The sequence below is a fragment of the Sinorhizobium alkalisoli genome (assembly GCF_008932245.1).
In the GTDB taxonomy this organism is placed as follows: Bacteria; Pseudomonadota; Alphaproteobacteria; order Rhizobiales; family Rhizobiaceae; genus Sinorhizobium; species Sinorhizobium alkalisoli.
The window spans coordinates 3181293-3195928 of sequence record NZ_CP034909.1 but is presented as its reverse complement, the minus strand read 5'-3'; the positions used below and the strand labels follow the sequence as shown (position 1 = coordinate 3195928).

The window sequence follows — 14636 nt, the reverse complement described above, 5'->3', positions numbered from 1 at the left end:
TCGCCGCGGTCGAAATGCAAAAGCTCAGGCGAACATTCCGGGTCGCGGTGTCGTTGTTAGCGCATCGGCGCGATAATCGGAACCGATTTTCGGAGCTCAAAGGGTAGCTTCAAAGAACCGCGGCGGCCTTTGCGCGTGACAGGGCGCGGCGCCGTAGAGGACAGAACGGTGCAAGGAGGAACAGAATGCGGCCGGAAAAACTGGACGCGGCGGCTATCGCCGAACACCTGCACAAGATGGAGGGCTGGGTTCTGGCTGAGGACGGTGCCTCGATCTGGAAGGCGTTCCGCTTCAAGACCTTTGCCGAGGCTTTCAGCTTCATGACGCAATGCGCGCTCGCGGCGGAAAAGCTCGATCATCATCCCGAGTGGTTCAATGTCTACAACAAGGTTGATGTAACGCTGTCGACGCATGACGTCGGCGGACTGACGGAGCTCGACTTCAAACTGGCGACGAAAATGGACAAGGCTGCCGACGGGCGCATGCCCGATCATTTGAAATAACGTCTGCTCTTCCCATATGATTGCGATGCAAGCGCGACGGCTCCTGATCGAAGCGGAACGGATGCGATGGATGATATAAAAATCGGAGAAATTCTCCTGCCCGGCGAGGAATCCGAGCAGGAGCGCCGGGAGCGCCGTGTGCGCAGCGGCTTCTGGCCCACCTTTCGTCGCGCCGTCCGCCAGATTCCGTTCAGCCGCGATGTCGTCGCCGCCTATTTCTGTGCGGTGGATCCAAAGACGCCGACGCGGACCAGGGGCATACTGCTCGCGGCGCTCGCCTATTTCGTCCTGCCGCTCGACTTCATTCCCGACATGCTGGCCGGCTTCGGCTTTTCCGACGACATCGCCGTTCTGACCGCCGCCATTGCGGCCGTCAGCGGTCAGATCAAGGAGCGGCACTACCAGAAGGCCGACGAGGCGATGCGCGACCGGCCGAACGAGTGATCGTTGCTTCCGCCGACGCGTTGCCGTATTTCCGCCAGCAAAGACAAACTCTTGCCCGATTCTTTGTGGCATAGAGTTCCGGAACGAATCGGCCGCGCGCGAAGGCGGCGGATGGTGGTTGGATTTGATACAGGGGTACCGGCCGGCAAGGCCTTGTGGTAAAGCCATCGACGGTGGTTCCCGCAAGAATGGGGATCGGGTCCCGCGAGGCTTTCCCAGGTCCGTTCGGGAGGGGCGAGATGCAGCGATTTCGACGATCGTTGACGATTTGGTAACCTGAATTAAGTCAAAATAAATTCAAATCGTGACTATGCGTAGCCCGTGTAAGCCTGTTGCGGGTATCGCGACCAAGAAAATCGGCAGGAACTCATGTTTGTAAGAAAGATCGCAACTGCAATCGCACTCGTCATGGCTGCAGCCGGCGTCGCTTCTGCGCAATCGCCGACGCGAATTCAGCAATTCAATGCCTGGGGCGCCTATTCCTACCAGTCGGGCAACGGCAAGGTTTGCTATGTTCTCTCCGTGCCGAAGGAAAAGAGCCCGGCCGGCGTCGATCATGGCGACATCTTCTTTCTCGTCTCGCAGCGCCCGGGCCAGAACATCAGCTACGAGCCGCAGGCCATGATGGGCTACCCGTTGCAGGATAATTCGAAGGTGAACGTCGTCATCGACGGGCGGACTTTCGTCCTGTTCACCAAGGGCAACTCCGCCTGGGTGGAAAACGCCGCCGAGGAGCCGGCAATGGTCGCCGCTATGAAGTCCGGCAAAGCCATGTCCGTCAGCGCCAAATCACGCCGTGGCACCGAGACCTCCTACTCCTATTCGCTGTCCGGCATCTCTGCCGCCTTGAAGCAGATCGAGGCCTGCAAGTAAGAGGCAAGTCAAGCTTTCCTATTGACGAAGGCCCGGTGGATTGCCGGGCCTTTTTTGCACGTGCGCCAGGCATGGCATGGCACGTGGCGTCGTGACTTTGAATCGGCTCATCCAGCCTTCCGAAAATTGGTTCTGATTTTCCGGCCGGTGCGTTTCACTCGGAGATGATCTTCACCTTGTCGCCCGGCTTGACGGTGGAGGTGACCTGCATCGCATTGATCAGCCGGAAAAGGTCGAGCTTGCGGTCGGTGCCCATCATGCGCGAGGCCAATGTGGCGATGGTCTCGCCCGGCTTCACGGTCACCACACGGATACGCAGCGGCTTCAGCGACTTGATCTCTCCCGGAGCCATCCGACGGAAGGAATTGCGCAAATGGCTCGCGGTGGCTTCGAGTGCGGCCGAGCCCTTCGGTACGGCCGTCAGGAACCGGTAGATACGATCGTCGATCCGGATCACCGTGACGTCGAAGTCCCAGCGGTCGGCGGAGGCATAAGCGGTCGCCGCCTCCAGACCGTTGAGCATGACGGATTTGATCGTATCGGGCTGCAGACCGGTGACCCAGCCGCTGGCCAGGTAATCCGTCAGGCTGCGTCGTGCCGTGTCGGCGACACCGTCAAAGCGAATTGCGACGTCGCCCGGCCCGGTCGCGAGTACGGCCTCGGCCTTGTTGTCGATCTGGAAGCCTGTCGGAACGTCGAAACGGATGCCGAGCTTTCCGTGGAGGAAGGTCTGCCCGCGCACGTAGCCCTCCTGCGGGCTGTCGCCATAGAGCAGTCCGTCGATGCCGGCGAGATAATAGTCGCGTCCGCGGTCGCCGCTCGTCCCTTCCGGGCCGAAGGCGCGCGCATGACGGCGTGCCAGTTCGACGCGTTGCGGCGCATTGGGGTGGCTCGAGAGGAAGTCGAGGCTCTGGTCCGATACGGGATCGACGGCGGTAAAGCGGGCATAGGCGGCCATGGAATCGAGGAAGCGTGCCGCCGCATAAGGATCATAGCCGGCTTCGCCCAGCATGCGCACGCCGATCACGTCCGCCTGCAGTTCCTGGTTGCGCGAGAAGGCGGCAAGCCTGAGCTTGCCGCGGGCAAGCGCCTGTTTGCCGGCGAGATTGGAGGAGAGCACTTCGGTCACCACGCGGCTGGCAATCACCTCGGCTTCCTCGCGCTGCTGGCGCTGGATGCCGTGATTGGCCGTGACATGCGCCATTTCGTGAGACAGCACGGCTGCGACCTCGGAGGCGTCGTCGGCAAGCGCCAGTAGGCCGCGTGTCACGTAGAGGTAACCGCCGGGAAGCGCAAAGGCGTTGATCGCCGGAGAATTGAGGATGGTGATGCGGTAGGACTGTTGCGGGTTTTCGGAGACCGCCGTCAGCGCGCCGGTGATGCGGGCGACCAGCCGCTCCGTCTTGGCGTCGCGATATTCGCCGCCGTAGCTCGCCACAATGCGCGGATGTTCGCGCGCGCCGAGCTGGGCACGCGGATCGTTCTTCTGCACTTCCTCGACGATCTGCGGATTGGAGGAGGGCGAGACGGTCGGCTCGTAGGTCTGCTCGATCAGCGATTGGCAGGCGGAGAGCAGCGCGGCACTGGATAACACAACCAGGGATCGCGCCGTCTTGCCTCCGCGCCACGCCGGAAACCAGTCGTTTGTGACTGTCTGCCTTGCCATGCCTCAGCCCAATCTCAGCCGCCGAAGTCGCCCGGGCTCTCAGTCCCATCTACCGTCAGCGATGAAAAATCCCACCTTTTCAGCCGGATAGGGTTCCCCGGCATAGGGTTTCGTCAGCTACGATCCCTGCTCTATCGATTTAAGCGCCATCTGCCTAGCCGATCCCGATAGAAATAGTTGCCCCGTGGTATCGCAGCAACGGATGCGCGAGTAACGCGTCCACCCGGCCGGGTGTTCCGCCCGTCGCACAGCCCGGCGGTCAAATTGTGGCGAAGGGCAGATTAAATTTCGCCGTGCTAAATTTCATCGTCCTGATTCTTGGCCGAGAAAGCGGTTGATCGCCGTGAGGTCCCGCCGCCCCAGAAAGCGGTCGCTCGGATCGTGGGCGACTATATGTCCCTGATCGAGGAAAAGCACGCTGTCGGAGAAGAGCCTCACGTCATCGGGATGATGCGTGATCATCAGGATGGTATTGCCCTCCTCGTGATGGAGATCGGCAAGCAGGTTGCGCATTTCCGCGCGCATGCCGGGGTCGAGCGCAGCGAAGGGCTCGTCTAGCAGAAGCAGCGGCCGGTGGCGCACCAGCGCGCGGGCAAGCGACACCCTCTGGCGTTCGCCGCCGGAAAGCGTCGGCGGCAATCGCTCGCCGAAGCCGGCAAGGCCGACTCGGTCGAGCGCCTCTTCGATCCTCTCGCGATCGCCGCGGCACAGGCGAAGCGAGGGACTGATGCCGAAACCGACATTGGCGGCGACGTCGAGATGCGTGAAGAGGTTGTTTTCCTGAAAGATGACCGAGACGGGCCGGTTGGCCGGCAGGCGGCCGGCCATGTCGTCGCCGAAGATGCGGACCTCGCCTTCGTCCGGCTCCTCAAAGCCGGCGATGACGTTGAGGAGCGTCGACTTTCCCGAGCCGGAGGGACCGGCGACGGCGACGATCTCTCCCGCCGGAACGGTGCAGTCGAACGCCAGAACCGTCGTTTCGAAGCGCACCTTTACGTCCCTGAGGATAACGGCTGCGGAAGTCATGTCCGCAGGCCTCGCGTTCTGTCATCCCCCGCCGTGCCGAGCATGGTGAAGATCAGGCATAGGATGCCGAGTAGAAGGGCGAGCCCCGCCGCGTCGGCGGTGCGGTAGCTGCCCATGCGGCTATAGAGCAGCCAGGGCAGGGTGGCGAGGTCCTGCGAACCGAAAAGCGCGATCGCGCCAAGATCTCCGAGCGACAGGGCGAGGGCAAAGGAAAAGGCCGTGAAGAAGGCCTTGCGCAGCGGCGGCCAATCGATCCATCGCAGGCGATGGAAGCCGCCTATGCCCAGGCTTGCGGCGAGACGCTCGGTTCGCACCGCATGGGTGGCCATGGCGGGGGCGAGCACCCGATGCACGAACGGCAGCGCCATCAGCGCATTGATGGCGATAACGACCAAGGGGGCGAAGCGGGCGACGTCGCCGAAGGGGCGCAACAGCAGGAACCACCCGGCGCCGAGCACGATCGGCGGGGCGAGCAGGATAAAGGACATGCTGGCGCCGATCGTACCGGCAAAGAACCGGGCCGGCATGCCGCGGCGCCGCCGAGAAAGCACCAGCCGCTGGGTGCGGATCATCAGGGCGGCGATTGCGACGGCGATCGCCGCCGAAGGCAGTGCGACTGCGGCGCTCGTCAGCAGTGCCTGGTGGAAGGCATGTTCGGAAAGCAGCCGGGCCAGATCCGCCCGCAAGCCGGACGCCGCGATGGCGGCGAAGGGTGTGCCGACGAAAATCAGCGCAAGGGTCAGCCAGATCCGATCGGCAAGGCGCGCAACGCCTTTAGAACCGTCGAAGCGGCGGATCGCCCTGCCGCTGGTCTCGCCCTCCTCCGGCGGGGGCGCCACGAATTTGAGGAGGAAAAGCAGAAGACCGGTCAGCGCCACCTGGAGGCCGGCCAGCGCGATCGCCCGCGGCGGATCGAAATCGAAACGCAGCGCCTGGTAGATCGCCACCTCGATGGTGCTTGCGGCGGGGCCGCCGCCAAGCGTCAGCACCAGCGTGAAGCTGGTGGCGCAGAGCATGAAGACGAGGCCGGCAATGCCCGGCAGCAGGCCGCGGATCGCCGGCCATTCGATGAAGCGGAAGATCGCGAACGAGCCCATGCCAAGATTGGCGGAGGTGCGCCAGTATTCGGCCGGGATACGCTCAAGTCCGGCGAGCATAAGCCTCACGGCCAGCGGCATGTTGAAAAAGACATGGGCCAAAAGGATGCCGAAAAGCCCGTAGATGCTGATTGGTGCGACGATGCCGATGGCCGTCAGGGCCCGGTTGAGAAAGCCTTGCCGACCCCAGACCTCGATCAGGCCGAGCGCGGCGACCAGCGCAGGCAGCCCCAGCGGCAGCGCCATCAGCCGCAACAGCCAGATGCGGCCCGGAAAGGCGGCCTGGCGGGCAAGCGCGCGGGCGACGGGGATCGCGAAGAGGATCGACAGTCCGGTCGAGAGGCTTGCCTGCAGAAGCGTGAACCGGGTGACGCGCCAGACATAGGCGTCGAAAAGATCCTGGCGGCCATCGGCGCCGCCGTGTGCGAGCAGAGCCGCAGCGGCGAGGCCGACGAAAAGCAGGATGCCGCCGAGGACCAAGCCCCCGGCGGCAATCGTCATCCTGTTCTCGCGCGCAAACAATTTAGCTCTTATTCCTTTGCAGGTTCTCATCGGAATTCGCGTGCGACTTCCCGGAACCTGCTTGGCCTCAGTTTCGGCTCATCGCCGCCAGCCACTCGTCGATCCAGGCCTTGCGGTTATCGGCGACGTCTTGGGGCGACATCAGGAACGTCTTTTCAGGCTGGACGAGCTTGCCGAACGCCTCCGGCAGGGGCTCCCTGGTTTCGCCGACCGGCAGCATCCAGTTGGTCGTCGGAATGATCGACTGGAATTCGGGTCCGATCATGAAGGCGAGAAATTGCCGGGCAAGTTCCGGATCGTCCGCGTTCTTCGTCATGCCGGCCACTTCGATCTGGATGTAATGGCCCTCGGCGAATGGCGCCGCCTGGTAGCGGTCGGTGTTTTCGGCAACCATATGGTAGGCGGGCGAGGTGGTGTAGGAAAGCACCATCGGCGCCTCGCCCTTGGTGAAGAGTCCGTAGGCCTCCGACCAGCCGGGGGTCACCGTCAGAACACGATCCTTGAGCTTGGCCCAGGCTTCGCCCGCCTCGTCGCCATAAACCGATTTCATCCAGAGCAGCAGGCCGAGGCCGGGCGTCGAGGTGCGCGGATCCTCGATGACGATCTTCTGCGACGGATCGCCTTCGACCAGTTCCTTCAGGCTCTTCGGCGGCTCCTTCAGCACTTCCGTGTCATAAACCACGGCGAAGTGGCCGTAGTCATAGGGAATGAACACGCCGTCGGAAAAATCGCCGGGAACCTCGAGCCCCTTGGTGTCGAGGGCGTGTGGCGCGAAGAAGCCGGTGGCCTTGGCTTCGGCAACCAGATTGGTGTCGAGTCCGAGGACGATGTCGGCCTTCGTGGCTTCACCCTCGAGCTTCAGCCGCGTCAGCAACTCGACCCCGTCGGCGACGCCGACATAGTCGACCTTGCAGCCGCAACTCTTCTCGAAAGCCTCGGCGACCTTGGCGCCCGGGCCCCATTCGCTGATGAAGCTCTCATAGGTGTAGATCGTCAGCGTTTTTTCCGCGGCAAGGGCGCTTGCCGAAGAGGCGGCGAGGGCAAAGGCGGCGATCGCAAGCCGGTTGACTATCTTGCTGTGGAATGAACTGGGCATGTGGCACCTCTTCCCTGTTGTTCTTGCTGCACGGGAAAAGGGCGTTCGGTCCGATCGCTTCTAATCCCTCCGCCGGTACGAGCCGGATCAGGTTCCGCGGGTTGGCGTGACGCCTCTCAGCCACCGCCCGAAAGCCGGCGGATGGCACCCCGTTAGAGCAGGCCAAGATTTAGCTTCCGGCGGCAGTCAACGCAAGCGCAGTTTTAGGAGCGCCGCGCGTCTTTGAGATGCGCAATGCTCGCTGCAACTCCTGGAATCTCCGCACCGAGCTTCTCGAATATCGGTCCGATTTTCGGGCCCATGCGTCAGGGGCTTTCGCTTGGCACGCCGTCTGCGCTATCAAGATGCGGAGGCCTTCCTCACATGTTCAACACGTACCGGCGAAGTTAGTTCACGGACGGCCGGTCACAAGGCGCGGGGTATGGGTTGATGCCAGACATGCTCGTTCGGCTCTACGCCCTGCCGGAGAGTCGCGCCGGCCGGCTCGGCCCCGACATCTCGATCCGGCGCGCCATGGCGCCCGAGCGCCGGACCGTCGTCTGCTGGGTGGGTGAGCATTTCGGCGCCGGCTGGGCGGGAGAGGCGGAAGCCGCCTTCTCCTCGACGCCGACACGCATCCATATCGCGCTCCATCAGGGCGCGCTCGTCGGATTCGCCTGCCATGACGTGACCGCGCTCGGCTTCTTCGGCCCTACCGGAGTGGATGGGACGATGCGCGGCCGCGGCATCGGCGAGGCGCTGCTCATTGAAAGCCTGATCGCGATGCGCGCGGCCGGCTACGCCTATGCGATCATCGGCGGCGCCGGTCCGACCGAATTCTACACGCGCACCGTCGGTGCGGTGGAAATACCGGATTCGACGCCCGGCATCTATGCGGATCTGCTCCGGCCCGACAATGGCGCGGAACCCGAGCCGCGCGAGTGACGTTGGCGAAGGATACCGGACGCAAACGGCGGTGCCGGGCCTTTCCCTTCAGAGCCGCTTTGCGCTATGGGCTTCTGCCATGAGCCAATCACCCTTCACAATTCTTCTCGGCGGCGCGCTTACCCTGACGGAGCGGCTAACGGCGCAATTGGCCGGCAGCCGGTTTATCGCCGCCGACGGCGGCATGCGCCATGCGAGGACGCTGCAAGTCTTGCCGGACCTCTGGGTGGGCGACTTCGATTCGACCGAAGAGTCGCTCTTTTCGGAATTCGCCGAGGTGCCGCGGGAAAAATACCCGGCGGAGAAGAACGCCACCGATGGCGAGATCGCCGTCGAGGCGGCGCTTTCGCGCGGCGCGACGTCGCTGATCTTTGCCGGTGCGCTCGGCGGCACCCGTAGCGACCATGCCTTTCTGCACTTGTTGCGGCTCGCCGCGCTCGCGGAAGAGGGGCTTGCGGTCTTCATGACCTCCGGCGAGGAAGAGGCCTGGCCGCTGCGGCCGGGGTCGCGGGAGATCGACCTGCCCAAGGGCAGCCTGTTCTCGATCCTCGGTTTCACCGAGCTTTCCGGCCTCACCATCGAAAACGCGCGTTATCCGCTCGACGATTTCCATCTGCCCTTCGGATCGTCGCGGACGATTTCCAACGTGGCGGAAGGCCCCGTTCGCCTTTCCCTGAAATCCGGCCGGGCCGTCGTGCTTGCCCGGCCCTATGATCTTTCCGGAGCCTGACGCCTTGGCGCCCCCCATCCTGAAACTCGACGACATTTTCCTCACCTTCGGCGGCGCGCCGCTTCTCGCCGGCGCCGGCCTGCAGGTGGAGCCCGGCGACCGCATCTGCCTCGTCGGCCGCAATGGTTCCGGCAAGTCGACGCTGCTGAAGATCGCCGCCGGCCTTGCCGAACCGCAATCCGGCGAGGTCTTCCGCCATCCCTCGGCGACGATCCGCTACCTGCACCAGGCGCCGGACTTCGAGGGCTACGACAACGTGCAGGCCTATGCGGAGTCCGGGCTCGGCCCGGGCGACGACCCCTATCGCGTCAGCTATCTGTTGCAGCATCTCGGTTTGACGGGGGAAGAAGATCCCAAGCGGCTTTCCGGCGGCGAGGCGCGCCGCGCCGCGCTGGCGCGCGTCATGGCGCCGGAGCCCGATATCCTGCTTCTCGACGAGCCGACCAACCATCTCGACCTGCCGACGATCGAATGGCTGGAAGACGAGCTCGTGCGCAGCCGTTCGGCGCTGGTGCTGATCTCCCACGACCGGCGTTTCCTCGAAAGGGTCTCGACCGCGACCGTCTGGCTCGACCGCGGCCAGTCGCGCCGGCTCGATCGCGGCTTTGCCCATTTCGAGGCCTGGCGCGACGAGGTGCTCGAGGCGGAGGAACTGGAGCAGCACAAGCTCGGCAAGGCGATCGAACGGGAAGAGCACTGGCTGCGCTATGGCGTCACCGCGCGGCGCAAGCGCAACATGCGCCGGCTGGGCGAACTCAAGGACATGCGTGCCCGCTATCGCGGCCACAAAGGGCCGCAGGGCACGATCCAGGCGGGCGTTTCCGATGCCAGGGAGTCGGGCAAGCTCGTCATCGAGGCGGAAAAGATCACCAAGGCCTATGGCGATCGCACCATCGTCGCGCCCTTCTCGATCCGCGTCCATCGCGGCGACCGGATCGGCCTCGTCGGACCGAACGGCGCCGGCAAGACGACGCTGCTCAAGCTTCTGACCGGCCAGCTCGAGCCGGATTCCGGCAGTGTCAGGCTCGGCACCAATCTCGAGATCGCCACGCTTGACCAGAAACGCGAGGAGCTCAACCTCGACGATACGCTGGCGCATTATCTGACCGACGGGCGCGGCGAGACGCTGCTGGTCAATGGGGAGCAGCGCCACGTCACGGGCTACATGAAGGAGTTCCTGTTCCAGCCGGAGCAGGCGCGCACGCCGATCCGCGAGCTTTCCGGCGGCGAGCGGGCGCGGCTGATGCTCGCCCGCATTCTCGCGCGCGCCGTAAACCTGCTGATCCTCGACGAGCCGACGAACGACCTCGACATCGAGACGCTCGACCTCCTGCAGGAGATCGTCGCCGGCTTCGTCGGCACGGTGATCCTCGTCAGCCACGATCGCGACTTCCTCGACCGGACGGTGACCTCCACCATCGCACCGGCCGATCCGGAGGCGCCCGACGCTCGCTGGATCGAATATGCCGGCGGCTATACCGACATGATGGCGCAGCGCCGGGGCGCGATCGAGGAGCGGCGCAAGGCGGAAAGGTCGGAGAAGGCCAGGGCGAGCGACGCTGCTGCCGAAACCGCCGAGCCGCAGAAGGCGAAGGGCAAGCTTTCCTACAAGCAGAAATTCGCGCTCGAGACCCTGCCGAAGGAGATCGCCAAGGCCGAAGCGGAGATCGCCAGGCGGGAAGAGAAGATGCACGACCCCAACCTCTTCTCCCGCGATCCGGACGGTTTTGCCAGGCTTGCCGCCGAGCTCGAAAAGCTGAAAGAGGGGCTCGCGCGAATGGAGGAGGAGTGGCTGGAGCTCGAAATGCTGCGCGAGGAGCTCGAGGGCTGAGACCCTAGAAACGCCAGAACGTCTGCCTCAGCCGGCGTCTCTCCATCTCGCATTGAGCACCTTCAATGGATATGATAAGCAAACCTTATTATCTCCATTGAGAACCCATTCATGCCGACAAAATTCGATTCCGATGCGATCGGAATGCTGCTCACCGATGTCTCCCGCCTGTTGCGCGGCGCCTTCGACCGCAAGGTCAATCAGATGGCGCTCGGCATCACCCCGGGCGAGGCGCGGGCCCTGATCCAGGTGGCGGCGACCGAAGGGATCAAGCAGGCGGAAATCGCCACCCGCATGGGAATCGAGCCGATGACGCTCTCGACCTATCTCGATCGCCTCGAGACGATGGGGCTCGTCGTGCGTGTGCCGGACCCGGCCGACCGACGCGCGAAGAATGTCGTCGTCACTGACAGCGCCGATCCGCTGCTTTCCGCGTTGACCGAAGGCCTGCGCGATATGATGAACGCCTATACCGAAGGCCTCGGAGAGGAGGGACGGGAGCTGCTGCGCGCCAATCTGAAGATCCTGCGCGACAATCTCCGCCGGCTCGATCCCTGCCTTGCCCGCAAGGACAAGGGAGCGGCCGAATGACGCTGCGGATGAGCGAGCGGCGCACGAGCATCATCGGTGCCTTCCTCGTGGCGCTCGGCCCCGTTTCCATGGCGCTCTACACGCCGGCCATGCCGGACCTCGTACGCGCCTTTTCTTCGAGCGAAGCGGCGATCAAGATGACGCTGTCGCTCTATTTCGGCGGCTTCGCCTTCGCTCAGCTCGTTTCCGGCACGCTGTCCGACGTCATCGGCCGGCGCCGGGCGACCTTGATCTTCATGGCGATCTATCTCGCCGGCAGCCTGATGGCGGCCTTTGCTCCGTCCGTCGCGATGCTGCTGGCCGGAAGGCTCGTGCAGGGAATCGGCGCATCGGTCGGCATGACGGTGGCGCGCGCCATCGTTCGCGACCAGTTCACCGGCACGACGGCCGCGCGCCTCATGAACATGATCGGCATGATGCTCGCGCTCGGGCCCGCCGTCTCGCCGACGCTCGGCGGCATCGCGCTCGGCCTCTTCGGCTGGCGGTCGATCTTTTTGCTGATGGTCGGTTTCGCGCTGATGGCCTGTATTACCGTGCAGTTCTTCATGGCCGAAACGGCGACGCCGGATCGCAGCAAGGGGCATCTCCTGCCGATTCTCCGGGCCTATGGCGAACTGTCGAGGGACAGCCGCTTCGTCTCCTCGACGCTGGTGATCGGCGGCGCGGTCGGCGCCCTCTATGCCTGGGCGACGATGCTGCCCTTCGTGCTGATCGGCGAAGTGGGCCTGACGCCGACCGAATTTGGCGTCGGCATGCTGATGCAATCGGGGCTCTTCTTTTCGGGCACCGTCACCGTGCGGCTCCTGATGCGGCGCTTCACGCCGCAGGCGCTGGTGCCGGCGGGACTTTTCTTCATCGGTGCGGCGAGCCTCGGCCTGGCCTTCAGCATGCACGCGCTCGATCCGAGCTTTTTCTCGGTGATGGTGCCGATCGGTCTCTATGCCTTCGGCATCGCCTATGTCATGCCCTATATGATGACGGCGGCGATGGCGCCGTTCCCGCATATAGCCGGCACTGCATCGGCGATGATGGGCTTCATCCAGATGGGGGCGGGGCTCGTCGGCGGCGCGCTCGCCGCTCTCGTCGGCGCGCCGGTGCTGGCGCTCGGAACGATCATCCCGGGCTTCGGGCTGATCTCGATAGCCAGCTATCTCTGGTATCGCAGAACCGTTCGAATTAGACCTCTGACGGCGCCGGAGCTTGCCGAAGAACCTCTGCAGGGCGCGGCGGAATAGGTGCCAATCAAAAAGCCGCGGCGGATCGCTCCGCCGCGGCTTTCTTCCAAATCTCTACCAAACTCAACGGTTGCGCGCGGCCAGCGTGCGCAGGCGCAGCGCATTGAGCTTGATGAAGCCTGCGGCGTCCTTCTGGTCGTAAGCGCCCTGGTCGTCCTCGAAGGTGACCAGCTTGTCGGAATAGAGCGACTTGTCGCTCTCGCGGCCTATGACCATGACATTGCCCTTGTAGAGCTTCAGCGTCACTTCGCCTTCCACATGTTCCTGGCTCTTGTCGATCGCCGCCTGCAGCATCTCGCGCTCCGGCGAGAACCAGAAGCCGTAATAGATGAGCTCGGCATAGCGCGGCATCAGCTCGTCCTTCAAATGCGCGGCGCCGCGGTCGAGTGTGATGCTCTCGATCGCGCGGTGGGCGGCGAGCAGGATCGTGCCGCCTGGCGTCTCATAGACGCCGCGCGATTTCATGCCGACGAAGCGGTTCTCGACAAGGTCGAGGCGGCCGATGCCGTTGTCGCGGCCATAGTCGTTGAGCTTGGCGAGCAGCGTTGCCGGCGACAGGCGAACGCCGTCGATCGAGACCGCGTCGCCGCGCTCGAAGCCGATCTTGATGATGGTCGCCTTATCGGGAGCGGCTTCCGGCGAAATCGTGCGCATGTGCACATATTCCGGCGCTTCCTGGGCCGGGTCTTCGAGAACCTTGCCTTCCGAGGAGGAGTGCAACAGGTTGGCGTCGACGGAGAAGGGGGCCTCGCCCTTCTTGTCTTTCGCGACCGGGATCTGGTGCTTCTCGGCGAATTCCAGCAATTCGGTGCGGCTCTTGAACGACCAGTCGCGCCAGGGGGCGATGATCTTGATGTCCGGGTTCAGCGCATAGGCCGAGAGTTCGAAGCGGACCTGGTCGTTGCCCTTGCCGGTCGCGCCATGGGCGATCGCATCGGCGCCGGTCTTTCGGGCGATGTCGATCAGGTGCTTGGAGATCAGCGGCCGGGCGATCGAGGTGCCGAGCAGGTAGACGCCCTCATAGACCGCATTGGCGCGGAACATCGGGAAGACGAAGTCCTTCACGAATTCCTCGCGGACATCTTCGATATAGATCTCCTTGATGCCGAGCATCTCGGCCTTCTTGCGCGCCGGTTCCAGTTCCTCGCCCTGGCCGAGATCGGCGGTGAAGGTCACCACTTCGGCGCCGAGTTCCGCCTGCAGCCACTTGAGGATGATCGAGGTGTCGAGACCGCCGGAATAGGCGAGAACGACCTTTTTCACGTCTTTGTGCGATGTCATGATGTCTGTCCGTCTGGTCTTTGAGGGCGTTGCTGCGCCCCGTGAAAAATCTGCGGCACTTTAGCCAGAACTCGGAGCGATACAAGCGCAACCAGCGGCATTCGGACGAATCTGCTGGCAAAGGCGCGGATCCTGCGGTAGCAGAAAAGATCATCCGCCCGAGGAACAGCCATGGATTTCGTGCCCAGCCTGCCGACGCTCCTTGCCTTTGCTGCCGCGAGCCTGCTCCTGGCGGCCACACCCGGACCGGACATGACGCTCTCGATCAGCCGGGCGCTGGCCCAGGGCAAGAAGGCGGCGCTGTTCGTGGTGCTCGGCACCGGGCTTGGCATCGTCGTCCACACGCTGCTCGTCGCCTTCGGCATCTCGGCGCTGATCACAGCGTCGCCGACGGCGTTCCTGGTTTTGAAGACCGGGGGTGCTGCCTATCTCCTTTGGCTCGCGATCCAGGCGATCCGCTACGGCTCGAGCCTTTCGGTGGCGAAGGTGACGGAAGCGAAGGGCTCGGCACTCTCCAACATCGCGACGGGCTTTTCGGTGAACATCCTCAACCCGAAGGTCGTGATCTTCTTCATGACCTTCCTGCCGCAATTCGTCAGTGCCGGCGATCCGGCGGTGACCGGCAAGCTCTTGTTCCTCGGCTTCTTCTTCATCGTCATCGGCATGCCGGTCAACGCGATGGTCGTGCTCGCCGCCGACTGGCTTGCCGCGTGGCTGCAGCGCAACCGACGTGTCATGCGGGCGATGGATTACAGCTTCGCCGGGGTGTTCTCGGCCTTCGCGGTGAAGATTTTTCTGACGCAAGCGCGGTGAGCCT

At 63.9% G+C, this 14636-nt stretch carries 14 protein-coding genes and 1 riboswitch; of the genes, 9 read left to right on the top strand and 5 right to left on the bottom strand.

The window, feature by feature from the left end; all coding sequences use genetic code 11:
- Nucleotides 1–185: 185 nt before the first annotated feature.
- The 3 genes from EKH55_RS15345 (at nucleotide 186) to EKH55_RS15335 (ending at nucleotide 1820) form a co-directional block, all read left to right on the top strand.
- Nucleotides 186–503, top strand: a complete 318-nt coding sequence (locus EKH55_RS15345) for a 4a-hydroxytetrahydrobiopterin dehydratase (protein WP_069458789.1) — start codon at nucleotides 186–188, stop codon at nucleotides 501–503.
- A gap of 66 nt (nucleotides 504–569) precedes the next feature.
- Nucleotides 570–947: a YkvA family protein gene (locus tag EKH55_RS15340; protein WP_069458788.1), complete on the top strand. Its 378-nt coding sequence runs from the start codon at nucleotides 570–572 to the stop codon at nucleotides 945–947.
- A gap of 369 nt (nucleotides 948–1316) precedes the next feature.
- On the top strand, nucleotides 1317–1820 hold the full coding sequence (locus tag EKH55_RS15335) for an invasion associated locus B family protein (RefSeq protein WP_069458787.1): 504 nt from the start codon (nucleotides 1317–1319) through the stop codon (nucleotides 1818–1820).
- 154 nt (nucleotides 1821–1974) lie between these two features.
- On the opposite strand, the gene EKH55_RS15330 is transcribed toward EKH55_RS15335, so the two are convergent.
- From EKH55_RS15330 to thiB, 4 genes are all read right to left on the bottom strand, one after another.
- A complete protein-coding gene (locus tag EKH55_RS15330; RefSeq protein WP_151611762.1) occupies nucleotides 1975–3486 on the bottom strand; it encodes a M48 family metalloprotease in 1512 nt (503 codons plus the stop codon).
- A 303-nt stretch (nucleotides 3487–3789) separates the two neighbouring features.
- The gene (locus EKH55_RS15325) at nucleotides 3790–4512 is read right to left on the bottom strand and encodes a thiamine ABC transporter ATP-binding protein (protein WP_069458785.1); all 723 of its coding nucleotides are present in this window, start codon (nucleotides 4510–4512) and stop codon (nucleotides 3790–3792) included.
- The gene (gene thiP / locus EKH55_RS15320) at nucleotides 4509–6110 is read right to left on the bottom strand and encodes a thiamine/thiamine pyrophosphate ABC transporter permease ThiP (RefSeq protein ID WP_246231741.1); all 1602 of its coding nucleotides are present in this window, start codon (nucleotides 6108–6110) and stop codon (nucleotides 4509–4511) included. The genes EKH55_RS15325 and thiP overlap by 4 nt, the downstream gene beginning before the upstream one ends.
- Before the next feature lie 88 nt (nucleotides 6111–6198).
- Nucleotides 6199–7227, bottom strand: a complete 1029-nt coding sequence (gene thiB, locus EKH55_RS15315) for a thiamine ABC transporter substrate binding subunit (protein WP_069458784.1) — start codon at nucleotides 7225–7227, stop codon at nucleotides 6199–6201.
- A gap of 47 nt (nucleotides 7228–7274) precedes the next feature.
- Nucleotides 7275–7389: riboswitch (TPP riboswitch) on the bottom strand.
- A 267-nt stretch (nucleotides 7390–7656) separates the two neighbouring features.
- Between thiB and EKH55_RS15310 the strand changes: the two genes are divergently transcribed.
- From EKH55_RS15310 to EKH55_RS15290, 5 genes are all read left to right on the top strand, one after another.
- Nucleotides 7657–8151, top strand: a complete 495-nt coding sequence (locus tag EKH55_RS15310; RefSeq protein WP_069458783.1) for a GNAT family N-acetyltransferase — start codon at nucleotides 7657–7659, stop codon at nucleotides 8149–8151.
- A 79-nt stretch (nucleotides 8152–8230) separates the two neighbouring features.
- Entirely contained in the window at nucleotides 8231–8881 is a 651-nt protein-coding gene (locus EKH55_RS15305) for a thiamine diphosphokinase (RefSeq protein WP_069458965.1), read from the top strand.
- A 4-nt stretch (nucleotides 8882–8885) separates the two neighbouring features.
- The gene (locus EKH55_RS15300; RefSeq protein WP_151611760.1) at nucleotides 8886–10712 is read left to right on the top strand and encodes an ABC-F family ATP-binding cassette domain-containing protein; all 1827 of its coding nucleotides are present in this window, start codon (nucleotides 8886–8888) and stop codon (nucleotides 10710–10712) included.
- Nucleotides 10713–10823: 111 nt separating this feature from the next.
- A complete protein-coding gene (locus tag EKH55_RS15295; RefSeq protein ID WP_151611759.1) occupies nucleotides 10824–11303 on the top strand; it encodes a MarR family winged helix-turn-helix transcriptional regulator in 480 nt (159 codons plus the stop codon).
- Nucleotides 11300–12538: a multidrug effflux MFS transporter gene (locus EKH55_RS15290; protein WP_151611758.1), complete on the top strand. Its 1239-nt coding sequence runs from the start codon at nucleotides 11300–11302 to the stop codon at nucleotides 12536–12538. Before EKH55_RS15295 ends, EKH55_RS15290 begins: the two co-directional genes overlap by 4 nt.
- A 63-nt stretch (nucleotides 12539–12601) precedes the next feature.
- Here EKH55_RS15290 and EKH55_RS15285 read toward each other — a convergent pair whose 3' ends face one another.
- On the bottom strand, nucleotides 12602–13819 hold the full coding sequence (locus EKH55_RS15285; protein WP_151611757.1) for an argininosuccinate synthase: 1218 nt from the start codon (nucleotides 13817–13819) through the stop codon (nucleotides 12602–12604).
- A 171-nt stretch (nucleotides 13820–13990) separates the two neighbouring features.
- On the opposite strand from EKH55_RS15285, the gene EKH55_RS15280 reads away from it, so the two are divergent.
- Nucleotides 13991–14632 (top strand): LysE family translocator, encoded by a 642-nt coding sequence (locus EKH55_RS15280; protein ID WP_151611756.1) that lies wholly within the window; start codon nucleotides 13991–13993, stop codon nucleotides 14630–14632.
- Nucleotides 14633–14636 lie beyond the last annotated feature (4 nt).